This window comes from Mesorhizobium sp. P170090 (assembly GCF_057786115.1).
Genome location: NZ_JBYNWH010000001.1, coordinates 4,682,329 through 4,705,626, shown reverse-complemented (window position 1 = coordinate 4,705,626; position 23,298 = coordinate 4,682,329). Strand labels below are relative to the sequence as shown.

General features: G+C 63.1%; 20 protein-coding genes. 18 read left to right on the top strand and 2 right to left on the bottom strand.

What is annotated here, in order from left to right:
• On the bottom strand, positions 1 to 348 hold the full coding sequence (gene erpA / locus AC3EML_RS22875) for an iron-sulfur cluster insertion protein ErpA (protein ID WP_031199080.1): 348 nt from the start codon (positions 346 to 348) through the stop codon (positions 1 to 3).
• A gap of 76 nt (positions 349 to 424) precedes the next feature.
• Here erpA and AC3EML_RS22870 point away from each other — a divergent pair, with 76 nt between their 5' ends.
• The 13 genes from AC3EML_RS22870 to AC3EML_RS22810 all read left to right on the top strand — a co-directional run bounded on the left by AC3EML_RS22870 (position 425) and on the right by AC3EML_RS22810 (position 16,630).
• Positions 425 to 1,639 (top strand): deoxyguanosinetriphosphate triphosphohydrolase, encoded by a 1,215-nt coding sequence (locus tag AC3EML_RS22870; protein ID WP_023688214.1) that lies wholly within the window; start codon positions 425 to 427, stop codon positions 1,637 to 1,639.
• 62 nt (positions 1,640 to 1,701) lie between these two features.
• On the top strand, positions 1,702 to 3,465 hold the full coding sequence (gene argS / locus AC3EML_RS22865; protein ID WP_023744778.1) for an arginine--tRNA ligase: 1,764 nt from the start codon (positions 1,702 to 1,704) through the stop codon (positions 3,463 to 3,465).
• Between the two features lie 103 nt (positions 3,466 to 3,568).
• A complete protein-coding gene (locus AC3EML_RS22860) occupies positions 3,569 to 6,955 on the top strand; it encodes an SPOR domain-containing protein (protein WP_352520492.1) in 3,387 nt (1,128 codons plus the stop codon).
• A gap of 133 nt (positions 6,956 to 7,088) precedes the next feature.
• The gene (nagZ, locus tag AC3EML_RS22855) at positions 7,089 to 8,108 is read left to right on the top strand and encodes a beta-N-acetylhexosaminidase (RefSeq protein WP_023681654.1); all 1,020 of its coding nucleotides are present in this window, start codon (positions 7,089 to 7,091) and stop codon (positions 8,106 to 8,108) included.
• 174 nt (positions 8,109 to 8,282) lie between these two features.
• On the top strand, positions 8,283 to 9,083 hold the full coding sequence (locus tag AC3EML_RS22850) for a segregation and condensation protein A (RefSeq protein WP_460221792.1): 801 nt from the start codon (positions 8,283 to 8,285) through the stop codon (positions 9,081 to 9,083).
• On the top strand, positions 9,080 to 9,847 hold the full coding sequence (gene scpB / locus AC3EML_RS22845) for an SMC-Scp complex subunit ScpB (RefSeq protein ID WP_023667689.1): 768 nt from the start codon (positions 9,080 to 9,082) through the stop codon (positions 9,845 to 9,847). The genes AC3EML_RS22850 and scpB overlap by 4 nt, the downstream gene beginning before the upstream one ends.
• A gap of 180 nt (positions 9,848 to 10,027) precedes the next feature.
• Positions 10,028 to 10,249: a twin-arginine translocase TatA/TatE family subunit gene (locus AC3EML_RS22840; protein ID WP_023681650.1), complete on the top strand. Its 222-nt coding sequence runs from the start codon at positions 10,028 to 10,030 to the stop codon at positions 10,247 to 10,249.
• An 86-nt stretch (positions 10,250 to 10,335) separates the two neighbouring features.
• Positions 10,336 to 11,076, top strand: a complete 741-nt coding sequence (gene tatB / locus AC3EML_RS22835; RefSeq protein WP_023688218.1) for a Sec-independent protein translocase protein TatB — start codon at positions 10,336 to 10,338, stop codon at positions 11,074 to 11,076.
• A complete protein-coding gene (tatC, locus tag AC3EML_RS22830) occupies positions 11,073 to 11,948 on the top strand; it encodes a twin-arginine translocase subunit TatC (protein ID WP_023667686.1) in 876 nt (291 codons plus the stop codon). The genes tatB and tatC overlap by 4 nt, the downstream gene beginning before the upstream one ends.
• A gap of 116 nt (positions 11,949 to 12,064) precedes the next feature.
• Entirely contained in the window at positions 12,065 to 13,369 is a 1,305-nt protein-coding gene (gene serS / locus AC3EML_RS22825; protein WP_023667685.1) for a serine--tRNA ligase, read from the top strand.
• Positions 13,369 to 14,130, top strand: a complete 762-nt coding sequence (gene surE, locus AC3EML_RS22820; protein ID WP_023688221.1) for a 5'/3'-nucleotidase SurE — start codon at positions 13,369 to 13,371, stop codon at positions 14,128 to 14,130. Before serS ends, surE begins: the two co-directional genes overlap by 1 nt.
• A 26-nt stretch (positions 14,131 to 14,156) precedes the next feature.
• Positions 14,157 to 14,810, top strand: coding sequence for a protein-L-isoaspartate(D-aspartate) O-methyltransferase (locus tag AC3EML_RS22815; protein ID WP_023697616.1), 654 nt, complete (start codon positions 14,157 to 14,159; stop codon positions 14,808 to 14,810).
• A 320-nt stretch (positions 14,811 to 15,130) separates the two neighbouring features.
• Positions 15,131 to 16,630, top strand: a complete 1,500-nt coding sequence (locus tag AC3EML_RS22810; protein ID WP_352520491.1) for a peptidoglycan DD-metalloendopeptidase family protein — start codon at positions 15,131 to 15,133, stop codon at positions 16,628 to 16,630.
• A 100-nt stretch (positions 16,631 to 16,730) separates the two neighbouring features.
• Here the strand turns inward: AC3EML_RS22810 and AC3EML_RS22805 are convergent, their stop codons facing one another.
• Positions 16,731 to 17,606, bottom strand: a complete 876-nt coding sequence (locus AC3EML_RS22805) for an ATP-binding protein (RefSeq protein WP_023688224.1) — start codon at positions 17,604 to 17,606, stop codon at positions 16,731 to 16,733.
• Between the two features lie 271 nt (positions 17,607 to 17,877).
• Here AC3EML_RS22805 and yajC point away from each other — a divergent pair, with 271 nt between their 5' ends.
• From yajC to AC3EML_RS22780, 5 genes are all read left to right on the top strand, one after another.
• Complete coding sequence (gene yajC / locus AC3EML_RS22800; protein ID WP_023667680.1) at positions 17,878 to 18,225, top strand: preprotein translocase subunit YajC; 348 nt, start codon at positions 17,878 to 17,880, stop codon at positions 18,223 to 18,225.
• A 53-nt stretch (positions 18,226 to 18,278) separates the two neighbouring features.
• Positions 18,279 to 19,274, top strand: coding sequence for a SecDF P1 head subdomain-containing protein (locus AC3EML_RS22795; protein WP_023697614.1), 996 nt, complete (start codon positions 18,279 to 18,281; stop codon positions 19,272 to 19,274).
• Between the two features lie 217 nt (positions 19,275 to 19,491).
• Positions 19,492 to 22,044 carry a protein translocase subunit SecDF gene (secDF, locus tag AC3EML_RS22790; RefSeq protein WP_023667677.1) on the top strand — a complete coding sequence of 851 codons (2,553 nt, stop codon included), beginning with the start codon at positions 19,492 to 19,494 and terminating at the stop codon, positions 22,042 to 22,044.
• A gap of 11 nt (positions 22,045 to 22,055) precedes the next feature.
• Positions 22,056 to 22,445 (top strand): Mth938-like domain-containing protein, encoded by a 390-nt coding sequence (locus AC3EML_RS22785; RefSeq protein WP_023688226.1) that lies wholly within the window; start codon positions 22,056 to 22,058, stop codon positions 22,443 to 22,445.
• 25 nt (positions 22,446 to 22,470) lie between these two features.
• Positions 22,471 to 23,292 carry a phytoene/squalene synthase family protein gene (locus AC3EML_RS22780; RefSeq protein ID WP_023691113.1) on the top strand — a complete coding sequence of 274 codons (822 nt, stop codon included), beginning with the start codon at positions 22,471 to 22,473 and terminating at the stop codon, positions 23,290 to 23,292.
• Positions 23,293 to 23,298: the final 6 nt, after the last annotated feature.

Here is a 23,298-nt window from a genome sequence, read left to right as displayed (position 1 = left end):
CTAGATGGAGAAACTGGTGCCGCAGCCGCAGGAGGCGACTGCATTGGGGTTGCGGATCTGGAACGACTGGCCCATCAGATCGTCGACGAAGTCGATCACCGAGCCGCCCATATAGACCAGCGACAAATCGTCGATCAGCACGGTGGCGCCGTCCTTTTCGATGGCGACGTCGTCGTCGTTGCGCGTATTGACCAGGTCGAACTTGTAGGAAAAGCCGGAGCAGCCGCCGCCCTCTACGGAGACGCGCAGCGCCGTCTTGCCGGCCTCGCCAGAGACGATTTTCGCGATCCGCCTGGCGGCGGACTCGGTCATCTCGACTTTCATGGCAGTCTTGGCATCAGCGCCCATGGGCGTCACCTTGCTTTCAGTTTCACATGATAGGTATGAAGCGGGAAGGGGCAAGTCAACTGCGGCGGCATCAGCCATGACAAATGAGCTTGGCGACATTGGGTTCGGCTATCGGCCGCGCGCGGCCTATGCCAGCGACCCAGCCAGGTCGCGCGGGCGGCTCTATGACGAGGTCGAGAGCCCGACTCGCACGCCATTCCAGCGCGACCGCGACCGTATCATTCATTCGACTGCCTTCCGCCGCCTGAAGCACAAGACGCAGGTGTTCGTCGCCCATGAAGGCGACCACTATCGCACCCGGCTGACGCATTCGATCGAGGTGGCGCAGATTGCGCGGGCTCTGGCGCGAGCGCTGCGCGGCGACGAGGATCTGGCCGAGGCGGTCGCCTTGGTGCACGATTTCGGTCACACGCCGTTCGGCCATACCGGCGAGGACGCGCTGAACGAGCGGATGGCCCAATGGGGCGGCTTCGACCACAATGCGCAGTCGCTGCGCGTGGTGACGCGGCTGGAGCGGCGCTATGCCGAGTTCGACGGGCTAAACCTGACCTGGGAAACGCTGGAAGGGCTGGTCAAGCACAATGGGCCGCTGACAGATGCCAAGGGAAAAGGGCTCAAAGGCCCGGTGCCGCAGGCGATCCGCGACTATTCCGAGCTGCACGACCTCGAACTCGACCATTTCGCCGGCATCGAGGCGCAATGTGCTGCGATCGCCGACGATATCGCCTACAACACCCATGACATCGACGACGGCCTGCGCTCCGGCTTCCTGACCTTGGACATGCTGGAAACGGTGGCGCTGCCGGGATCGATCCTGGCAAGCGTGCGCGCGCGCTATCCGGGCCTGGACGATGTGCGCACCGGCCATGAGCTGATGCGCCGGCAGATCACGATGATGGTCGAGGACGTCATTGTTTCCACCACCGCCAATCTTGAGCGCATCAAGCCTGACAGCGCCGAAGCGGTGCGGGCGGCGGGCGAAACGATGGTGACCTTTTCCGCTGACGTGGCGGCGACCGAGAAGGAATTGAAGACCTTTCTCTACAAGCATCTCTACCGGCATGACGAGGTGATGCGCGTGCGCACTCAGGCCGAGCAGATCGTGCGCGACCTGTTCGATGTCTATTACGCCGATCCGCGCGCCATGCCGGACGGCTGGCGGGAGGGGCTCGACCGGGCGGAGGACCGCATCAAGGCGCGCAGCGTCGCCGATTTCCTCGCGGGGATGACGGATACCTACGCCTTGAAGGAACACCGCCGTCTGTTTGACCATACGCCCGATTTAAGCTAGGGCGGGCGCGATTTGCCGGCCAATGAGCCGGTTCCCCTGCACAGTCCGCCAGAGCAAGACCCATGAACATCTTCGCCGATTTCAGCGCGCGAATCACAAAAGCCGTCGAAGCGCTTGATTTGAAAGACAGTAATGGCGTTTCGCCCGACCTGTCGCGCATCGCCGTCGAGCCGCCGCGCGACGCCAGCCATGGCGATCTCGCCACCAATGCGGCGATGGTACTGGCCAAGCCGACAGGGCACAACCCGCGGGCGCTGGCCGAGCGGCTGGTGGAAGTGCTGCGCAGCGACGCCGATGTTGCCGAAGCCGACGTCGCCGGTCCCGGCTTCGTCAATCTCCGGCTCAAGGACGCTTTCTGGCAGGCACATCTGACCGCGGTGCTCGGCGAGGGGCAAAACTACGGCCGCTCGACCATTGGTGGCGGCAAGAAGACCAATGTCGAATATGTCTCGGCCAATCCGACCGGGCCGATGCATGTCGGCCATTGCCGGGGCGCGGTTGTCGGCGACACGCTCGCCAATCTGATGGCCTTCGCCGGCTATGACGTCACCAAGGAATACATCATCAACGACGCCGGCGCGCAGATCGACGTGCTCGGGCGTTCGGCCTTCCTGCGCTACCGCGAAGCGCTGGGCGACGACATTGGCGAGATACCGGCCGGTCTCTATCCCGGCGACTATCTTGTGCCGGTCGGTCAGGCGCTGGCTGCCGAATTTGGCCGCAAGCTCTTGCAGATGCCCGACGATCAGTCGCTGGCAATCGTCAAGGACCGCACGATCGACGCCATGATGGTGATGATCCGCGAGGATCTGGCGTTGCTCAATGTGCATCACGACGTTTTCTTCTCCGAGCGCACGCTGCATGCCGACAATGCCAAAAAAATCCGCTCGGCGATCAACGATCTGACGCTGAAGGGCCATATCTACAAGGGCAAGCTGCCGCCGCCCAAGGGCGAGAAGCCGGACGACTGGGAAGACCGCGAGCAGACGCTGTTCCGCTCGACGGCGGTCGGCGACGACATGGACAGGGCGCTGGTCAAGTCCGACGGCTCGTTCACCTATTTCGCCGCCGACGTCGCCTATCTCAAGGACAAGGTCGACCGCGGTTTCGTCGGCCTGATCTATGTGCTGGGCGCCGACCATGGCGGCTACGTCAAGCGGCTGGAAGCGCTGGCGCGGGCGATTGCAGGCGATGATCTGAAGCTGCAACTCACGGTGCTGCTGTGCAATCTGGTGAAGCTGTTTCGCGATGGCGAACCGGTTCGGATGTCGAAGCGGTCGGGCGACTTCGTGACCTTGCGCGAAGCGGTGGAGGAGGTGGGCCGCGATGCGATCCGCTTCATGATGCTCTACCGCAAGAGCGACGCGCCGCTCGACTTCGATTTCGCCAAGGTCACCGAACAGTCCAAGGACAATCCCGTGTTCTACGTGCAGTACGCTTCGGCGCGCTGTCATTCGGTGTTCCGGCAGGCGAGCGAGCAACTGGGCGAGGCCAATTTCGACCGCAACAGCCTGGCCGCGGCCTCGGCGTCGCTCACCGACGAGGGCGAGATCGGCCTGATCCGGAAGCTGGCTGAATATCCCCGGCTGGTCGAATCTGCGGCCCTTGCGCTGGAGCCGCACCGGCTGGCATTCTACCTCTACGATCTGGCTTCCAGCTTCCATGGACACTGGAATCGGGGCACCGAGAATGCCGACTTACGTTTTGTTAAGGTTAACGACCGACAATTGACTCATGCCAGACTAGGGCTGGTGCAGGCTGTTTCGGATGTTTTGACCTCCGGCCTGACGCTGATTGGGGCTGATGCGCCCACTGAGATGCGTTAGGTTTAACTAAAACACCTGTCACCATTTGCCCACATTGCGCTGGTAAGGGCCAACCCTACGCGACGTCCATGGCGTCCGAATGAGTGCGAGTTCGGGAACAATAATGGCAGACAGAACCCAGCTGAGAGTAGCCGACAACAACGACATCGCCGAAGATGATCCGTTCGCTGAACTGACCAGGATCATGGGTTTCGATCCGCGCCAGCCGGTCAAGCCGCAGGCGCCAGCCGTCGAGACGGCTGCGGACGAGGGCGATTTCGACATCGACCTCGAGAAGGAGTTGATGGGCGAATTCGGCGATGAAGTCGGTTCCATGGAGGCCAGCCAGCCAGCTCCCGAGGTTCACCAGCCTGCCGCTGAGCCCTACGAACCTGCTGCCGAGATTCGCGAGCCGGCTTTCGAAACCACCGATGCCGCGATGGACGATGCGCTGGCTGCTTCGCTGGAATATGATTTCGTCTTCGACGATGCCGCCGATCTGGATTTCGGCGCTGCCCCGCAGGCTGCGGCTGCTCCCGTTGAACCCTCGGTTGCCGAACCTTGGTTTGCCGAGCCCGCATTCGACGAAGCTGCATTCGATGACGATTTCGACAATGCCGTGGCCAGTTCACTGGAAAACGTATCGCCGCTCGAAGACGACCTGCCGATTGATGACGAGCTTGCCGCTTCGCTCGAGCAGGGGTTGCTGCTCGATGACGATGCGACCGTCGCCCATGCCGCAGATGTAGCCCAGGTTGCTGCTGCGCCCGCCGACGATGTCGCGTTCGACGATGATTTCGACAATGCCGTCTCGATGTCGCTGGAAGACGAGCTGACGCTGGACGGTCCTGCGCCGGCGCAGGACCAGTATGCCGCGCCAGTAGCCGAGGCGCCGGTCGTCGGAGTTGCCGACCACACTGTTGCCGACGAGGATTTTGCGGGTCATTTCGATGACGCGATGGCCGATGTCGACATGGACTTTGCGGCCCAGGATTTTGCAGCCCAGGATTTTGCGGCCGAGCATTTCGAGCCTCAGGCTTTCGAGGCTCAGCCTGTTGAGGCCGAGGATCCGGAAGAGCGCGATCTGGATGTCAGCGATCTGCAGGCCAGCGCGCCGGTTGAGATGGATGCGCCGGAAGTGAACGAGACGCCGGCCTGGACTGTGGAGGCCAGCCCCTCTCATGAGACTGCGCACGAAGCATTCGACGATTTCGATCTGAGCATCGATGATGCGCTTGCCGATCACGAGCCGGTTGCCGAGATCGCACCCACTCCGGTTCAGCCAACTCCGGTCGCACCAGCCTATGTGGCGCCTACCAATATGGCGACCCCGGCCGCTCCGGTCGCTGACGAACGGACGTTGGAAGATGAACTCAACGCGCTGCTTGGCGCCATGACCACACCACGCCCGGCGCCAGTCGCGCCGTTTCCGGTCGTCACCGAGCCCACCAGGGCTGCCGCCATCGAGCCCGCCAGGACTTATGAGCCGGTTGCCCCGGTGCAGCGGTCCGTCGCAACGCCGGTCGCTCCGGTCGATAATCTCGACTGGGACCTGGACGAACACGCGCCGGCTCCTCAGGAGGTCCGGGCGGACGATGCCGATTTCGACGATCTGCTTGCCGGCGAACTCGAGGGCCATGAGCCCGAGATCGAGTTCGATGATCATGCCTTCGATGCGGCGCTCGCCAAGGGCATCGATCTCGGTAATGACACGGCAGCACCGGTCGCTGGCGATTGGCGCTCGACGCCGCCGGAGCCGGCGCGTTCGTGGAGCCGCGTGACTCCCACCCCGGCCCAGCCTTCCTTTGCAGCGCAGCCGCAACCTTCTTTTGCAGAAAAGCCGTCCATGCCGCCGGCGGCAGCGCCAAGCTATCGCGACCAGCCGGTTGCAGCTGCTGCCTATGCGGCGCCGACGCCATCGCGCCAGGCGCCGCCTCAGGCCTATGACGAGATGCCGGATGTCGAGACGGTCGATGTGCCGGAGCGTGTGGTGGCGATTGCCGACGACCTCGACATTCCAGAACTCAGCTTCGAGCAAGACGAGCCGGCCGCCTATGACGACATCGACGCCGAATTCGCCGGCATGCTCAACGAGATGAACGCGGTGGAAGTGGCGCCGCCCACTGCCGCACGCAGTGCCGGCTATGATGACGATTCCTACAGTTCCGGCTTCAGTTCGGGCCACGAGCTCGACCAGCGCGCCTATGCGGCGCGGCCAGCCGAAGTGCTTGCAGCCACGCAAGCTCACCACGCCGATGCCGCCGGCGGCTTCGACATGGACGATCTGCCCGGCAGCCAGCCGGTTTCGCAGGCCGACGATTTCGCGGTCGACGAACTCGACTACGATCCGGATCTGGACGAGGCAATGGCGGTGCCGGGCCTCGCCGAGCAGGAAGCCGCACGGCCGCGCAGGAGCGGCCTGCTGGTCGCGGGGGTCGTTGCTGCGGTTGCGATTGCCGGCGGCCTTGGCGCCTTCGCCTTGTCGTTCGGCGGAAAGGGCGGCAGCGATGCGCCGGTCATTGTCAAAGCCGACAACAGGCCGATCAAGGTCAAGCCCGAAAATCCGGGCGGCGCCGTGGTGCCGAACCAGGACAACAAGGTTTATGATGCGGTCGCCAAGGGCACCAAGCCGGCCGAGCCGGTTCAGGAGAAGCTGGTCACCAACACCGAAGAGCCGGTCGATGTGAAGGCGCAGGAGCCTGAAAGCCGCGTCGTCGATCTGTCGCCCGACGATACCGACGCTGCCCCAGGCCCCGACGCTGCCGGCAACCCCGAAGCTGCCGTCAACCCCGACGCGGCTGTCGCGCCGGCGCCAAAGTCCGAGGACCGCATCGCTCAGGTGCTGCAGGAAGCCGACAAGAACCCCGATACGGTCGCCGTTGCCCCGCGCAAGGTGCGGACCATGGTGGTCAAGCCCGACGGCTCGTTGGTGGCCCGCGAGGACTCGACGCCGGCCGCGCCACAGGTTGCGGCGACTGAGCCGCTTGACCCGGCGCCGCAGCACGTCGCCCCTTCGGCCGATGCCGAGCAGACCGGCACCGTGGCGCCTGCCGATCAGGCAAATAGCGACCAGGCAAGTGCCGAGACCGCCAAGCCGGTCAAGCCGGTGAAGCCGGCGGCCACGCCGAAGGCTGAGACCCAGTCCGCCAACACGCCGCAGACGGTTGCCGTAGCGCCGCAGCGCCCGTCCGACCAGCCGGTCGACGTGGTCGGCGAGGTCAAGCCCGACCAGGTTGCCTCCATCCCGGCGACGGCTTCGACATCGGGCGGTTCGTGGTCGATGCAGATCGCTTCGCAGCCGACGGTCGAAAGCGCCCAGGCCAACTACGCCGACCTGCAGCGCCGCTATGGAAATGTGCTCGCCGGTCGCACCGCCAACATCGTCAAGGCGGAGATCGCCGGCAAGGGCACCTTCTACCGTGTCCGGGTGCCTGCGCAATCGCGCAACGATGCGATCAATCTGTGCACCAGCTACAAGGCTGCCGGCGGCAACTGCTTCGTGTCTCGGTAAGGCCGGATCCAATTATCAGAGCCGGTGCGTTCCCAACGGTCGCGCCGGCTTTTTCATGTGGATGGGCGAGAGGTTGAGGCGCTTGCCGTCCGGGGAGATTCCCTTTGCCGGCGCGAAGCCCTAAACTGGTGGAATGACCGAATCAAAATCCATGATCCTCGGCTGTGCCGGGAAATCGCTGACCCGCGAAGAAATCCGTTTCTATCGCAATGAATGCCCGTGGGGCTTCATCCTGTTTGCGCGCAACATCGGCGAAACCGAGCAGATCCGCGATCTGGTCGCCGAAATGCGCGACTGTATCGGGCGCCCCGATGCGCTGGTGTTCATCGACCAGGAAGGTGGCCGGGTGCAGCGCCTGCGGCCGCCGCTGGCGCCGAACTATCCCGCCGGCGGCGCGCTCGGTGCATTGTGGCGCAAGGACCATGATGCCGGCACCCGCGCTGCCTGGCTGATGGCGCGGCTGCACGCCTTCGACCTGTTACGCTACGGTATCTCTGCCGATTGCCTGCCGGTGCTGGACGTGCCGATCGAGGGCGCCAGCGACGTCATCGGCGCGCGCGCCTATGGCAAGGAGCCGCGCCCGGTCATCGAACTCGGCCGCGCGGCGGCGGAAGGGCTGATGTCGGGCGGCGTGCTGCCGGTCATGAAGCACATTCCGGGTCACGGGCGCGCCTTTGCCGACACGCATTTCGAACTGCCTGTGGTGGATGCCTCGCTGAGCGACCTGCAGCGGCATGATTTCGCCCCTTTCCGCGAGCTTAGCCATCTGCCGATGGCGATGACGGCGCATGTCGTCTATAGCGCCATCGATCCGAACAACCCGGCGACCACGTCAGGCAAGGTCATCGACGAGATCATCCGCCGCGAGATCGGCTTCGACGGGCTGTTGATGAGCGACGACACCTCGATGAAGGCACTTTCTGGGGATTTCCCGACAAAGGCGGCCTCGATCCTTGCGGCGGGCTGCGATCTGGTCCTTCACTGCAATGGCGTTTTCGAGGAGATGGCGGGCATCGCATCGCGAACCACGGGACTTGAAGGGACATCGCTGGAGCGCGCCAAGCGGGCGCTGACCTATATAAGGGATCGCGACCGGGCCGACGAAACCGAGATACGCGCCGAGTTTGCCACCTATTTCGATGCGGTGGCCTAGAGACGGATGATTTCAGGTCTGTTCGACCTGAAATCTGAATCCGTCTCTAAATTAGATAGAGAGAGCATGATGTCGTCCGAAAACCGCTTCACACTTTTCGGCATCATGCTCTAACCAGAGGTAAAGGAACAAGTGGCGGAGACATTGGACAGCAAGGCTGCGAAGGCCGCACCGATGGACCGTCTGTGGGCCGAGAACGACAATTCACGGGTCACCGGCGACCCGTCGCTTGTCGTCGACGTCGCCGGGTTCGAAGGTCCGCTCGACCTCTTGCTGCATCTCGCCCGCAACCAAAAGGTCGATCTGTCGCGGATTTCCATCTTGGCGCTGGTCGAGCAGTATCTGACCTTCGTCGAGACGGCGAGGGCGCTGAGGCTTGAGCTTGCCGCCGACTACCTGGTGATGGCGGCGTGGCTGGCCTTCCTCAAGTCGAAGCTCCTCATCCCCAAGCAGCCCGGCGAGGAAGGCGAAAGCGGCGAGGAACTGGCCGCGGTGCTGCAGTTCCGGCTGAAGCGTCTGGAGGCCATGCGCGACGCCTCGGCAAGGCTGGTCAACCGCAACCGGCTCGGCCGCGACGTGTTTGCACGCGGCATGCCTGAAATGGTCATCGTCGAGAAGCGTAACGCCTATTCGGCCTCGCTCTACGATTTGCTCACCGCCTATGCGCAGCAGCGCCAGAAACAGGCGATCACCAATGTGACAATTGCCCGGCGTGGCGTGTGGTCGCTCAAGGATGCGCGCGATATCCTGACCCGGCTGATCGGCTCGCTGCGCGACTGGACGGCGCTGGACAGCTATCTGATCAATTACCTGACCAGCCCGGACGAACGGCGTACCGCGATTGCCAGCTCGTTCGCGGCGTCGCTGGAACTGGTGCGCGAAGGCAGCATCGAGATGCGACAGGACCAGGTGTTCGCGCCGCTCTATCTGCGCGGCCGCGCGCAACCAATCAAGGCAGTCGAGGTGGCATCATGAGCGAACGCGCCAACGCTTCGGTCATTCCGTTCAAGGTCGAAGAAGAGACCGAGGAGGGCATTATCGCCCAGGACCCGACTGATACCCTGCTTCTGAATCCTGGCGAACGGCTGCATATGGCCGAAGCCATACGCATGGCCGAGGCGATCGTGTTCGCCAGCGCCGAGCCGGTCAGCGAAAAGCAGCTCGCAGCCAGATTGCCCGATGGCATCAGCATTGCCGCTGCCATGGCTGAGCTGCAGCAGATCTATGCGCGGCGCGGCGTCAATCTGGTTCGGGTCGGCGATGCCTGGGCGTTCCGTACCGCCGGCGATCTCGCCTTCCTGATGAGCCGCGACACGGTGCAGCAGCGCAAGCTGTCGCGCGCCGCGCTCGAAGTGCTGGCGATCATCGCCTACCACCAGCCGGTGACGCGCGCCGAGATCGAGGACATCAGAGGCGTCGAGACCTCGAAGGGCACGCTGGATACGCTGCTCGAAACGGAATGGGTGCGCATGCGCGGCCGCCGCCGCACGCCCGGCCGTCCCGTCACCTACGGCACGACAGACACTTTCCTCGACCATTTCGCACTGGAGGAGATCCGCGATCTTCCCGGGATGGACGAACTGAAGGGGGCAGGGCTGCTCTCCGGCCGCATGCCGTCGAATTTCGCCATCCCGTTGCCGCCGGCCGATCCGGACGCGCTGACCGAGGACGAGGATGCGTTGACCGACATCGATCTCGAGGAACTCGGCCTGCTGACGCCGCGCGTCACGGAAGATTGACCGCAAGCCGCTGTCAAAAAGCTGCATTGCTGCGGTAGATGCGCCGATTGGTAGCGGGCAGCTTTGCCGAAAATGCGTGACATAAGCCGCGCCTTCATAAACTTTGTCGCTGTTGTGTTTGAATCCCAACGCGAAAACGCATAGATCATCGCCAGGGAAAACATTCGAGAGAGAGTTACAATGGGTTCATTTTCGATTTGGCACTGGATGATCGTGCTGGTGATCGTGCTGCTGGTGTTCGGCCGCGGCAAGATACCCGAGCTGATGGGCGACATGGCCAAGGGCATCAAGAGCTTCAAGAAGGGCATGGCCGATGACGATACCGCCGAAGACAAGCGCACCGTCGAGCACCGCCCGGACGAGACCGTTTCGGCAGTGAAGGAAAAGGCCAGCAAGAGCTGAGCCGAAGGTTGTTGCTTTTGTGCAAGTCGTTGTCCCAAAACCGCTTCGCACTTTTGGGCGACAAGCACTAGTCGGAACTGATTGCCATGTTTGAAGTCGGCTGGACCGAAATGCTGGTGATCGCGATCGTCATGATCGTGGTCGTCGGACCCAAGGATTTGCCCAATATGCTGCGCACCTTCGGCCGCACGACGGCGAAACTGCGTGCCATGGCCTCTGACTTCCAGAAGCAGTTCAACGAGGCGTTGAAGGAAGCCGAGCTCGACGACGTCAAGAAGTCGGTCGATACGCTGCGCGGCCTCAATCCGGCGGCCGAGATCCGCAAGCAGCTCAATCCGTTCGAACAGGCGGCAGCAGAGGTTCGCTCCGGCGTCGATGCGGTGATGAAGCCGAAGCCCGCCGTCGACCCCGCAACGCCGGCGGCAGAAACACCACAGGCGGCCGAGCCGCTCAAGAACGGCGCGACGGTGATGCCCGGCGTCAACGGACCGGAAACAGCGCCGGCGGCGCCGATCCTTCCGGCGATGACCGACGAGGCGGTGGTGACACCGGCTGCAGCAACAGCAGCGCCACGAAACGCGCGCGCCAAGGGGGCTGCGATATCAAAGGCCCCGGCAACCAAAACAGCGGCAGCCAAGGCAGCACCGGCAAAGCCGGCGCCTGCGGCGAAGGTTGCGGCCAAGCCGTCAGCGGCGCCCGCCAAGGCTGCACCCGGAAAAGCCGCCACCAAGCCGGCTGCTGCACCGAAGGCAGTCACAAAGGCTGAGCCGAAGCCTGCGCCGGCCACGAAGCCCGCGTCCAAGAAGACGGCGGGGGCCGCCAAGTGAGCATTACGGACAGCGAAAAGGACGAGATCGAGAAGTCGTCGGCTCCGCTGATGGAGCATCTGATCGAACTGCGCCGGCGGCTGATCTGGTCGATCGGCGGTTTCTTCGTCGCCTTCCTCGTCTGCTTCTTCTTTGCCAAGAAGCTGTTCAATCTTTTGGTCGTTCCGTTCAAGTGGGCCACGCAGTGGGCCGGGCTCGATCCGCACAAGGTCGAGCTGATCTATACGGCGCCGCAGGAATTCTTCTTCACCCAGGTCAAGCTCGCCATGTTCGGCGGCATGGTCATCGCCTTTCCGCTGATCGCCACGCAGATCTACAAATTCATCGCGCCAGGCCTCTACAAGAACGAACGCAACGCCTTCCTGCCGTTCCTGATCGCATCGCCGATCCTGTTCCTGATGGGAGCGTCGCTGGTCTATTTCTTCTTCACGCCGATGGTGATGTGGTTCTTCCTCGCCATGCAGCAGGCCGGCACCGACGACCAGGTGCAGATTTCGCTGCTGCCGAAAGTGTCGGAATATCTCAGCCTGATCATGACGCTGATCTTCTCTTTCGGCCTGGTGTTCCAGCTGCCGGTGGTGACCAGCCTGATGACGCGCGTCGGCATGCTGTCGTCGAAGGCGCTGGCCGAGAAGCGCAAATGGGCGATCGTCATCGCCTTCGTCGTCGCGGCGGTGCTGACGCCGCCTGATCCGATGAGCCAGATCGGTTTGGCCATCCCGACCATCCTGCTCTACGAGGTGTCGATCTGGGCGGCCCGGCTGATCGAGCGCGATCAGGTCAAGCAGAAGCTGGCGCGCGAGAAGCAGGAAGCCGCCGAAGCCGTGGCCGAAAAGGCGGCGGACGCGTCCTCAAAGCAGGCTCGTTCATAGGCTGTCGCGTTCGGGTATCCGCGTTAGCGGAAAAACGCGACAGCCGCTGACCCTCATCTTGCATCGATGAAGGATGCGGTTTACCCCCTCAGCCTTATTCTGAGGACGAACCAACCATGCTTGATATCAAATGGATTCGCGACAACCCGAAGGCCCTTGTCGAGGCGCTGGCCAAGCGCTCGTGGTCGGCTGACGAGGCGCAGTCCACGGTCGATGAGCTGATCAAGAAGGACGAAGCGCGGCGCGAGCACGTCACCGAGCTGCAGACCAAGCAGGAACGCCGCAACGCCGCCTCGAAGGAGATCGGCAACGCCATGCGTTCGGGCGACACGGCACTTGCCGAAAAGCTCAAGGCCGAAGTCGGCGATATCAAGACCTTCATCCAGAATGGCGAGGCGCGCGAGCGCGAGCTCGACAAGACGCTGAACGATGCGCTGGCGGTGCTGCCGAATGTGCCGCTCGACGACGTGCCGGTCGGCAAGGACGAGCACGACAATGTCGTCAAGCATATCGTCGGCGAGGTGCCGACTCGGCCGAACTGGGTGAAGGAGCATTTCGAGATCGGCGAAGCGCTCGGCATGATGGATTTCGAGCGGGCGGCAAAGCTGTCGGGATCACGCTTCACCGTGCTGAAGAGCGGGCTGGCGCGGATGGAGCGCGCCATCGGCCAGTTCATGCTCGATCTGCACACGACCGAGCATGGCTATGAAGAAGTCATCCCGCCACTGATGGTGCGCGACGAAGTGCTTTTCGGGACCAACCAGCTGCCGAAATTCGAGGACGACCTGTTCTTCGTGCAGCATGGCGATGGCCGGCTCGGGTTGATTCCAACCGCCGAGGTCCCGCTCACCAACCTGGTGCGCGAAGAAATCACGGCCCATGAAAAGCTGCCGCTGCGCTATACGGCGCTGACGCCGTGCTTCCGCTCGGAAGCGGGCTCCGCCGGCCGCGACACGCGCGGTATGTTGCGCCAGCACCAGTTCTACAAGGTCGAGCTGGTCTCGGTCACCGACCAGGAGTCTTCTCTCGCCGAGCACGAGCGGATGACGCAGTGCGCCGAAGAGGTGCTGAAGCGACTGGAATTGCCGTTCCGCACCATGGTCCTGTGCACGGGCGACATGGGATTTGGCGCGCGCAAGACCTACGACATCGAGGTCTGGCTGCCGGGACAGAACGCCTATCGCGAGATCTCGTCCTGTTCAGTGTGCGGCGACTTCCAGGCCAGGCGCATGGATGCCCGCTACAAGGACAGGGACGGCAAGGGCAACCGCTTTGTGCACACGCTGAACGGTTCGGGCACCGCTGTCGGCCGTGCGCTGATTGCCGTCATCGAAAACTACCAGAATGAGGATGGCAGCGTAACCATTCCTGAAGTGCTGCGGCCTTATATGGGCGGTCTGGCGAAGATCGAATCGAAATAATGCGCATCCTTCTGACCAATGATGACGGCATCCATGCCGAGGGCCTGGCGTCGCTCGAACGCATCGCCCGCACGCTGTCGGACGATGTCTGGGTCGTGGCGCCGGAGCAGGACCAGTCCGGCTACGCGCACTCGCTGTCGATCTCGGAGCCGCTCCGGCTGCGCAAGATCGGCGAGAAACACTACGCCGTGCGCGGCACGCCGACCGACTGCGTCATCATGGGCGTCAAGAAGATCCTGCCTGGCGCGCCGGACCTGATCCTGTCCGGTGTCAATTCCGGCGCCAACATCGCTGACGACGTCACCTATTCCGGCACCGTCGCCGGCGCCATGGAAGGCGCGCTGCTCGGCATCCGCTCGATCGCACTCAGCCAGGGTTATTCCTATGTCGGCGAGGACCGCGTCGTTCCCTATGAGACCACCGAGGCGCTGGCGCCGGCGTTGCTGAAAAAGCTCGTCGCCATGCCGCTGCCGGACGGCGTGCTGCTCAACGCCAACTTTCCCAACTGCCTGCCTGACGAGGTTGCCGGCACCGTCGTGACGTCGCAGGGCAAGCTGGTGCACAGCCTTTGGGTCGACGAGCGCCGCGATGGGCGCGGCCTGCCTTATTACTGGCTGCGCTTCGGCCGCGAGCCGGTCGAGGGCAAGCAAGGCACCGATCTCCATGCTCTGCACAACCGGCTGGTGTCGGTGACGCCGCTGCAGCTCGACCTCACCGCGCATGAAATCCGTGACCAACTGACCAAAGCGCTGTCTGATTAAGGTTTTGGCATGAACAAGGTTTCTGCATGAACATGCCGCTCGACGATCGCGAGGGTTTTGCCGCTTTCCTGCTGCGCCTGCGCGGCCAAGGCGCGGTGCCGAAGGCGCTGATCGCAGCCTTCGAGGCGACGCCGCGGCGCGGCTTCCTCAACGGCCAGTTCCATTCGATCGCCTGGTCGGACGGGATGCTGCCGATCGAGTGCGGCGAGGCGATCGAGGGCGCCGACCTGCAGGCGGCGGTGATTGCGGCCCTGGCAATAGAGCCCGGCAACCGGGTGCTCGAGATCGGCACCGGCTCGGGCTACACGGCAGCGGTGATGTCGCGGCTCGCGGCTCGCATCGTCAGCGTCGACCGCTACAAGACGCTGGCCGAGCAGGCCAGGCAACGCTTCGAGGCGCTCGGCATCGGCAATGTCATCGTGCGCCAGGCCGATGGTTCCACCGGCCTTGCCAACGAAGCGCCGTTCGACCGCATCGTAGCCTGGGCGGCTTTCGACAGCCTGCCGCGCTTCCTGCTCGACCAATTGTCGAGCGGCGGCATCGTCATTGCCCCGATCGGGCCGGAGGAGGGCGAGCAGGTGCTGGCCAAGCTGACCAAGGTCGGCAGCCGCTTCGAGCGCGAGGATATCGGCACCGTGCGCCTGCAGCCGATCCTGCGCAGCGTCGCGGCGGTTATTTAGGTGAACTGATATTCAGGTGAGGCCGGCCTGCAAATGCCAGCTTCCTGCGCTTCCGGTGCTCACGTGTTTGAGTACGCTCCGCTCCGGCCTTCGCCGGCCGAAGCCGTCATAAATGCCTCCGCTCTATGAAGGCTACGGCCGGCGTAGGCCGGTTCTCAGAACCTGTCATTTTCGACTCGGGCCGATCTGAATCAACGCAGCTTCGGCGCATTCGAAAATGTTTTAAGAAAATTCGCGTCTGATTCTATGGGGTTAACCCGCCAGTAACATTAACGCGCTTTAATCATGACCAGTGTGTACCGGGTCTGCGGGTTAGTGCGATGCAATTCAGTGTTATGAAGGCAAACGGGCGTACTCTGTCGCGGGGCTGCGCTGTCCTCATGCTAGCCGGAATGGCAGCGGGGTGTAGCTCCCAGGTCTCGCGGTTCAACGGTGTCGACGACGTCTTCACCTCCTCGACCAACAATCAGCGCGCCATCATCGACAAGCAGAGCACCGCTCAGCCCTATCCGGGCGATGTGGCGGCCGAGCCGATCGCTGCGGCACCTGTCGATGGCAGCCATAACCAGTCGGTCAGCCGCTCCAGCCTGGAGCCGGTCACCGTCCAGCAGCTGCCGCCGCCGAGCGCGCCCAAAGCTGCTCCGATGCGTACCGCTTCCGCGCCGGCGCTTGCACCGGCACCGCATGTCGACAGGACGACCACCGGCACCGTCCAGCCGGCGAGGCCGTTCAAGAATGCCGGTGACTCCGATCCGAAACCAGTTGCGGCTGGTACGCCGCATGCGACCGAGATCGTGGTCAGCGACGGCGAGACCATTTCCGGCATCGCTCATCGCTATCATGTGCCCGCCGACGTGATCATGAAGGTCAACGGCTTGAGCGCCACCAAGGGGCTGAAGACCGGTCAGAAACTGGTCATCCCGGCCTATGCCTATTCAAGCAAGGGGGCAGAGCCGAAACTTGCCGACGGCAAGCCGGCAAACAGCCCCAAGGCGCCAGCGCCGGAAAAGGTCGCCGTGCTGCCGCAGCAGCCGAAACTCAAGGACGGCAAGTCCGCCGCGCAGGTTGACGCTTCGGCAGCGAACAAGCCGAAGACCGACAAGCCGGCGCAGACGGCCTCGGCCGCGCCAAAGGCCGGCGCGGGCATCTACACGGTCCAGTCGGGCGACACCATGTCCTCCATCGCCAGGAAGACCGGCGTTGGCGTCGTGGCGCTGAAGCAGGCGAACGGCATGCAGGACGGCCTGCTCAAGATCGGCCAGACGCTGAAGGTTCCGGCAGGTGGCACCGCAACGGTCGCCAGCGCCAAGCCGGCCAAAGTTGATCCGGTGACGACCGCGACCACCCAACCGGCGGCAAAGCCGACGGAGACACTCGCCACCTACACGCCGCCGAAGAAGGACGCCAAGGTTATCCAGCAGGCCGAGGACGACGATGCTGTTGCGCCCGATGCCACCGGCATCGGCAAGATGCGTTGGCCGGTGCGTGGCCGCGTCATCTCCAATTTTGGTGGCGGCAAGGATGGTGTCGACATCGCCGTGCCTGAGGGGACGCCGGTCAAGGCGGCCGAAAACGGCGTGGTCATCTATGCCGGCGACGGCCTCAAGGAATTCGGCAATACGGTTCTGGTGCGCCACGAAAACGGGCTGGTCACCGTCTATGGTCACGCCAGGTCGATCGAGGTGCAGCGCGGCCAGAAGGTCAAGCGCGGCCAGGAAATCGCGCTGTCGGGCATGAGCGGGACCACCGACTCGCCGAAACTGCACTTCGAAGTGCGCAAGAACTCGGCCCCGGTCGACCCCTCTGGCTATCTCGAATAGAACAATAAACGTTTTGCAGGCCGTCTGACCTCCAGTCCGGCCCGCCGGCTCAGCCCGCTCCGCAAGGGGCGGGCTTTTTCAGTGACCTGACGGAAATCAATCAGTCGTTCAGCGGCTTGCCGAGCCGGCCGGCCAGATCCTGGGTGAACTGCCAGGCGACGCGGCCCGAGCGGCTGCCGCGCGTCGTTGCCCATTCCAGCGCCTCGGCGCGCAGCTGCTCCGGGTCGATAGTGAGCCCGTGATGGCTGGCATAGCTGTTGACCATGTCGAGATATTCGTCCTGCGAACATTTGTGGAAGCCGAGCCACAGGCCGAAACGGTCGGACAGCGAAACCTTTTCCTCGACCGCCTCGGACGGGTTGATGGCGGTCGAGCGCTCATTGTCGATCATGTCGCGCGGCAACAGGTGCCGGCGGTTCGACGTGGCGTAGAAGATGACATTGGCCGGGCGGCCCTCGACGCCGCCTTCAAGGGCTGCCTTCAGCGACTTGTAGGAGGTGTCGTCATGGTCGAAGGAGAGGTCGTCGCAAAACAGGATGAAGCGAAACGGCGCCGCCTTCAGCAGGCCCATCAGCCTGGGCAGCGTGTCGATATCCTCGCGATGGATCTCGATCAGCTTGAGCGGCAGGTCGGATTTGGCCTGGGCGTTGATCTGCGCATGCACGGCCTTGACCAGCGAGGATTTGCCCATGCCGCGCGCACCCCACAACAACACATTGTTGGCGGCATGGCCGGCGGCGAAGCGTTCCGTGTTTTCGACCAGAATGTCGCGCACGCGGTCGACGCCGCGGATCAGGCCGATGTCGACGCGGTTGACCTTGCGCACCGGCTCGAGATAGCCGGGGTCGGCCTGCCAGACGAAGCAATCGGCAACCGCAAGATCGGTTTGCGGCACCGGCGGCGGGGCGAGGCGGGTGACCGCCTCGATCAGGCGGTCGAGCTTTTGGTTCAGGGCCTCGATGGTGCTGTCGGTCATGTCTCGTCTTTTATGTTTCCGCACGAACGTGCGTAGGGGCCGAAATCGTCTTGATCCGGGCGAGATAGAAACTGGTTCCAAGCTTTTGTTTGGGCATGATCTTTTGCGAAAACCACGCCCGTATTCCGGGAGCATGCTCTAACACGGGTCAACCGGCCGGAAAAGCAGCTGAAAGCCCGGCCGCGCAGTTGCATTGGTAACTTTACCCACTATATTCCGGCCAAATTTGGCGAGGCCGCCCTACGGCCTTCTTCGTAACCAGGAGTTCTTGATGTTCGTCACACCGGCATACGCCCAAGCTACCGGAACTCCGCTTGGTCCGTTCGGGGATATCGGCATGATACTCCCGTTCGTTCTGATCTTCGTGATCATGTATTTCCTCATCATCCGGCCGCAGCGCGCCCAGTTGAAGAAGCGCCAGGAGATGATCTCGGCCGTGCGCCGTGGCGACACGGTCATCACCGGCGGCGGCTTCGTCGGCAAGGTGACCAAGGTGATCGACGACAATGAGCTTGAGATCGACCTTGGCGGCGGCACCAAGGTGACGGCGCTGCGCTCGACGATCGCCGATGTTCGGGTCAAGGGCGAGCCGGTGGCCAACCAGAACGCCAAGAAGTAAGCCAGTTTCCCAAGCGGAGCGATCCGCGGGCAGAACTCTGACAAAGACGGCGTATGGTCCATTTTTCGCGCCTGAAAATGATCCTGATCTGGCTTGCTATGGCCACAATGCTCGTCGACGCGCCCAGTCTTCACGCTGCCGGCGCGGACGTGCTGCTTCGATTGGACGCGACCGATGTGATCGATCGCCGGTTGGAGGCGACGCGTGACGAAATCAGGACGCTGCTGCGCGATGCAAGGATCGGCTATACTGGTCTTGCTAAGTCGGGTCGGGCCGTTCAGGTGCATATCACCGACGCCGCTCAGGTCGGCGCGGCCAAGATGGCATTGGAGGCGGTGACTGATCCTGTCCTTGGCAGCGCTGGTCCGGTCCAGGAAGTGATCCTGGATGATACCGGAGCAGCGTTGCTCAAGTTCACGGTAACAGACACAGGTATCAAGTATCGGATGTCGATCGCGCTTGCGCAGTCGATCGTGGTCATTAAGAATCGCCTGCGTGATCTTGGTGTAGCCGACCCAGTAGTGCGGCCAGAGGGCGAAGACGGTATGCTGGTCCGGACCTCGGGCGTTGCGGATTTGCAAAGGCTGAGGAGAATTCTCACCCGAACCGGAATGCTGACTTTTCAGTGGGTTGATGAGTCGATGCCGGTCGCTGATGCGATCAATGGCCGGACGCCCGCTGGCTCGGTGGTGGTTTATTCGAAGGACGATCCACCGGTTCCCTATCTGGTTGAGAGCCGAACGATCGTTTCCAGTGACGACATTGTCAATGCTCAGGCGACTTCCAACTCCGTCACAAATGAGCCGGCGGTTTCGTTCACCTTCGATTCCAGGGCAACGGCACGCGTTGCGCAGGCGACCTCGCAGAATGTCGGCAAGCTATTTGCGATGATCCTCGACAACCAAGTGCTTTCGGTGCCAGTCGTCCGCGAGCCAATTCTTAACGGCCGCGGCCAGATATCGGGCAACCTTACAAAGGAGAACGCCGATGATCTGGCCTTGCTTTTGCGTTCCGGACCGATGCCTGCACAATTGAAAATAGTCGAGTAGCGCACGATAGCGCCCGGCGGTGATCAGAATTAGAATGGAACCGACAGAGGCGATTGACGCCGAAACCGCTGCCGGCGGCAGCGCCAAATTGACCTCAGCGCGCTCGACAATCGGCGAAGTGCGGGTTAAGGGCGAGCCGGTGGCAAATAAGAACGCCAAGAAATAACCGAATTGTCGGCGGAACGATCCGCCAGTACGCCCTGACGGACAACGCCATATGCTGTATTTTTCGCGCCTGAAGATGATCCTGATCTGGATCGCCGTGGCCGTCACATTCATCCTTGCCGCGCCAAATCTCTTCCCGGCCAGCACATTGGCGCAATTGCCCAACTGGGTGCCGAAGCGGCAGATGACGCTTGGTCTCGATCTGCAGGGCGGTTCGCACATCCTCTTGCAGATGGACCAGAACGACCTGGTCAAGGCGCAGCTGGAAACGACGCGCGACGAGATCCGCACACTGCTGCGCGATGCCAAGGTGGGCTATACCGGCCTTGGCGGCACCGGCAGGACCGTACAAGTGCGCATCACCGATCCAACCCAGATCGATGCCGCCAAGGCGGCGCTTAAGCCGCTGACCGATCCGGTCGCGGCCGGCCTGTTCACCGGTGGCTCCATCCAGGAGATGTCCCTGGATGATTCCGAAGCCGGGCTGCTCAAATTCACCGTCACCGACGCCGGCATCAAATACCGCACCTCGGCCGCATTGGCGCAGTCGATCGAAGTCGTCGAGCGTCGCGTCAACGAACTCGGCACCACCGAGCCGATCGTGCAGCGGCAGGGCGACGACCGTGTACTCGTCCAGGTGCCGGGCCTGCAGGATCCGCAAAGGCTGAAGGAGATCATCGGCCAGACCGCCAAGATGACCTTCCAGATGGTCGATACCTCGATGTCGGTGCAGGATGCGCTGAACGGCCGCCCGCCGGCAGGCTCCTCGGTGCTTTATTCGCAGGACGATCCGCCGGTTCCGTATCTGGTGGAAAATCGCGTCATCGTGTCCGGTGAAGATCTTGCCAAGGCGACGGCAACCTATGATTCCCGAAACAACGAGCCGGTGGTTTCGTTCGTCTTCAACTCGCGCGGTGCGACACGATTCGGCCAGGCGACGCAGCAGAATGTCGGCAAGCCGTTCGCCATCATCCTCGACAATCAGGTGATTTCGGCGCCGGTGATCCGCGAACCGATCCTCGGCGGCAGCGGCCAGATCTCAGGCAATTTCACCGCCGAAAGCGCCAACGACCTCGCCGTGCTGCTGCGCGCCGGCGCGCTGCCGGCAAAGCTGACCGTGATCGAAGAACGCACCGTCGGCCCGGGCCTCGGCCAGGATTCGATCCATGCCGGCAAGGTCGCCGGCATCATCGGCTCCATTCTCGTCGTCGCCTTCATGTTCGTCGCCTACGGACTTCTCGGCTTCCTCGCCAACATTGCGCTCGCCGTGCACGTGGCGATGATCGTCGGGGTCTTGTCGCTGCTTGGCGCGACACTGACCTTGCCCGGCATTGCCGGTATCGTGCTGACCATCGGCATGGCGGTCGATTCCAACGTGCTGATCTATGAGCGTATCCGAGAGGAGCGACGGGCCGGCCGTTCGGTCATCCAGTCGATCGACACAGGCTTCACCAAGGCGTTGGCGACCATCGTGGATTCCAACGTGACGTCGCTGATTGCCACGGTCGTGCTGTTCTATCTCGGCACCGGACCGGTCAAGGGCTTCGCCATCACCTATGCCATCGGCATTTTGACCACGGTGTTCACCGCCTTCACCTTCACCCGTCTGCTGGTGTCGATCTGGCTGCGCCGTGCGCGTCCGAAGGAATTGCCGCGTGCGCCGGTGACCTTCGTTCCGGCCGGCACGAAAATCCCGTTCATGGGCATCCGCCGCTGGACGTTCGCACTGTCCAGCCTGCTGTCGATCGCGTCGGTTATCGGATTCCTGACCATCGACATCAACTACGGCATCGACTTCAAGGGCGGCTCGATCATCGAGGTGCAGTCCAAGCAAGGCGACGCCGATATTGGCGATATCAGAAGCCGGCTGTCGGAGCTCAATATCGGTGAAGTGCAGGTCCAGCAATTCGGCGCGCCGAATGACGTGCTGATCCGCGTTGGCACCCAGGATGGCGGTGAGAACGCCGAGCAGACCGTCATCGACAAGGTGCGCGGCGAGCTGCAGGACAATTACGATTTCCGCCGCGTCGAGGTGGTGGGTCCCACCGTTTCGGGCGAACTGGCCAAGCAAGGCACGATTGCGATGATCATCGCGCTGATCGGCATCCTGGTCTATGTCTGGTTCCGCTTCGAATGGCAGTTCGCGGTCGGCGCAATCGTGGCGACGGTGCACGATGTGGTGATGACGCTGGGCTTCTTCGTCATCACCGGGCTCGAGTTCAACCAGTCTTCGCTGGCGGCGATCCTGACCATTATCGGCTATTCGCTCAACGACACGATCGTCGTCTATGACCGTGTTCGAGAAGATCTGCGAAAATACAAACGAATGCCGCTCCCACAATTGTTGAACAACGCCATCAACGAGACGCTGTCGAGAACGACGCTGACTTCGGTGACGACCATCCTGGCGCTGCTGGCGCTCGTGTTGTTCGGCGGCGAGGTGATCCGCTCGTTCACCATGGCGATGCTGTTCGGCGTCGTCTTCGGCACCTATTCGTCGATCTTCATCGCAGCGCCCTTGCTGATCCTGTTCAGGCTCAGGCCGCAGGGAGCGAGCGCCGATGAGGAGAAGCCGGTTGGTGGCGGCAAGGCCATGGCGACCTGACGGCTGCGCTGGTGGCAAAAGGCATCGTCATCCGCGAGGCGCATTTCCCCGGACGGGCGCCGATCGAAGCCTACGGCAATGGCGGCTTCCGCTTCGCCGACATGTCGCATCGCGGCTCGCTTCTTTGCCTGCCCTCCGGCATCCATGGCTGGGAGCCGGCCGATCCGCTGGCCCTGACGGCGGCGGATTTCGACCTGCTGCTGGCTGAGGCCGGCAAGGTCGAGATCCTGCTGGTCGGTACAGGCAAGGATTTGCGGCCCTTGCCGACAGCACTTCGGGCGGCGCTGAAAGCGGCTGGCATTGGCTCCGACCCGATGTCTACGGGGGCAGCGGTGCGGACCTACAATGTTCTGCTTGCCGAAGACCGCGCCGTGGCCGCGGCGCTCATCGCCGTCGACTGACGTGACCGATACAGCTGACATCGTCATGGAGACGGTGCGCGCCGGCGACCATGACCGCTATGTCAGCGCACTCTATGCACCGGCCAACAAGCGCGCGGCGCTGTTTTCGCTTTACGCCTTCAATGCCGAGATTGCGTCTGTCCGAGACCGCATCCACGAGGCATTGCCGGGCGAAGTGAGGCTGCAATGGTGGCGCGATGTCATCGCTGCTGAAGCCGCAGCCACAGGCAACCCGCTCGCCGATGCGCTGAAGGCGACGATTTCTGCCCATGGCCTGCCCAAAACTGCCTTCGACAACATGCTCGAGGCGCGCATCTTCGACCTCTATGACGATCCAATGCCGTCGCGCACCGACCTCGAGGGATATTGCGGCGAGACGGCGGCGGCGCTGATCCAGCTGGCGGCGATGGTGCTCGATCCCAATGAGGCGCCGCCCTTTGCCGAACTGGCGGGCAGGGCCGGCTGCGCCCAGGCGATGACCGGCCTGTTGCTGCTGTTGCCGCTGCATCGCCGGCGCGGGCAATGCTTCGTGCCGGCGGATATCCTTGCCGCGGTAGGCTCATCGCCGGAAGAGTTCGTCGGCGGCGACGGCGGCCCCGGCGCTCAGCGCGCGGTGGCTGCGATGATTGCATTGGCGCAGGAGCATCTCCGCGCTTTCGAGCAAGGGGCGTCCGCACTTCCGCAAACGCTGCGTCCGGCGTTCCTGCCGCTGGCGCTGACCAGCGCCTATCTCGGCAAGATGGCGAGTGGTCGTCGCTCGCCGCTTGGCGGCGCAGCCCGGCTTTCGGCTCTGCGTCGGCATTGGCTGTTGCTCAGGCGCGCAACGCGGGGATGGACAGCGAGTTAACGTAGA

Excerpts from the sequence above, each read along its gene's own strand:
- erpA (WP_031199080.1), bottom strand. The coding sequence starts at position 348 with ATGGGCGCTGATGCCAAGACTGCCATGAAAGTCGAGATGACCGAGTCC.
- AC3EML_RS22870 (WP_023688214.1), top strand. The coding sequence starts at position 425 with ATGACAAATGAGCTTGGCGACATTGGGTTCGGCTATCGGCCGCGCGCG.
- argS (WP_023744778.1), top strand. The coding sequence starts at position 1,702 with ATGAACATCTTCGCCGATTTCAGCGCGCGAATCACAAAAGCCGTCGAA.
- AC3EML_RS22860 (WP_352520492.1), top strand. The coding sequence starts at position 3,569 with ATGGCAGACAGAACCCAGCTGAGAGTAGCCGACAACAACGACATCGCC.
- nagZ (WP_023681654.1), top strand. The coding sequence starts at position 7,089 with ATGACCGAATCAAAATCCATGATCCTCGGCTGTGCCGGGAAATCGCTG.
- AC3EML_RS22850 (WP_460221792.1), top strand. The coding sequence starts at position 8,283 with ATGGACCGTCTGTGGGCCGAGAACGACAATTCACGGGTCACCGGCGAC.
- scpB (WP_023667689.1), top strand. The coding sequence starts at position 9,080 with ATGAGCGAACGCGCCAACGCTTCGGTCATTCCGTTCAAGGTCGAAGAA.
- AC3EML_RS22840 (WP_023681650.1), top strand. The coding sequence starts at position 10,028 with ATGGGTTCATTTTCGATTTGGCACTGGATGATCGTGCTGGTGATCGTG.
- tatB (WP_023688218.1), top strand. The coding sequence starts at position 10,336 with ATGTTTGAAGTCGGCTGGACCGAAATGCTGGTGATCGCGATCGTCATG.
- serS (WP_023667685.1), top strand. The coding sequence starts at position 12,065 with ATGCTTGATATCAAATGGATTCGCGACAACCCGAAGGCCCTTGTCGAG.
- surE (WP_023688221.1), top strand. The coding sequence starts at position 13,369 with ATGCGCATCCTTCTGACCAATGATGACGGCATCCATGCCGAGGGCCTG.
- AC3EML_RS22815 (WP_023697616.1), top strand. The coding sequence starts at position 14,157 with ATGAACATGCCGCTCGACGATCGCGAGGGTTTTGCCGCTTTCCTGCTG.
- AC3EML_RS22810 (WP_352520491.1), top strand. The coding sequence starts at position 15,131 with ATGCAATTCAGTGTTATGAAGGCAAACGGGCGTACTCTGTCGCGGGGC.
- AC3EML_RS22805 (WP_023688224.1), bottom strand. The coding sequence starts at position 17,606 with ATGACCGACAGCACCATCGAGGCCCTGAACCAAAAGCTCGACCGCCTG.
- yajC (WP_023667680.1), top strand. The coding sequence starts at position 17,878 with ATGTTCGTCACACCGGCATACGCCCAAGCTACCGGAACTCCGCTTGGT.
- AC3EML_RS22795 (WP_023697614.1), top strand. The coding sequence starts at position 18,279 with ATGGTCCATTTTTCGCGCCTGAAAATGATCCTGATCTGGCTTGCTATG.
- secDF (WP_023667677.1), top strand. The coding sequence starts at position 19,492 with ATGCTGTATTTTTCGCGCCTGAAGATGATCCTGATCTGGATCGCCGTG.
- AC3EML_RS22780 (WP_023691113.1), top strand. The coding sequence starts at position 22,471 with ATGGAGACGGTGCGCGCCGGCGACCATGACCGCTATGTCAGCGCACTC.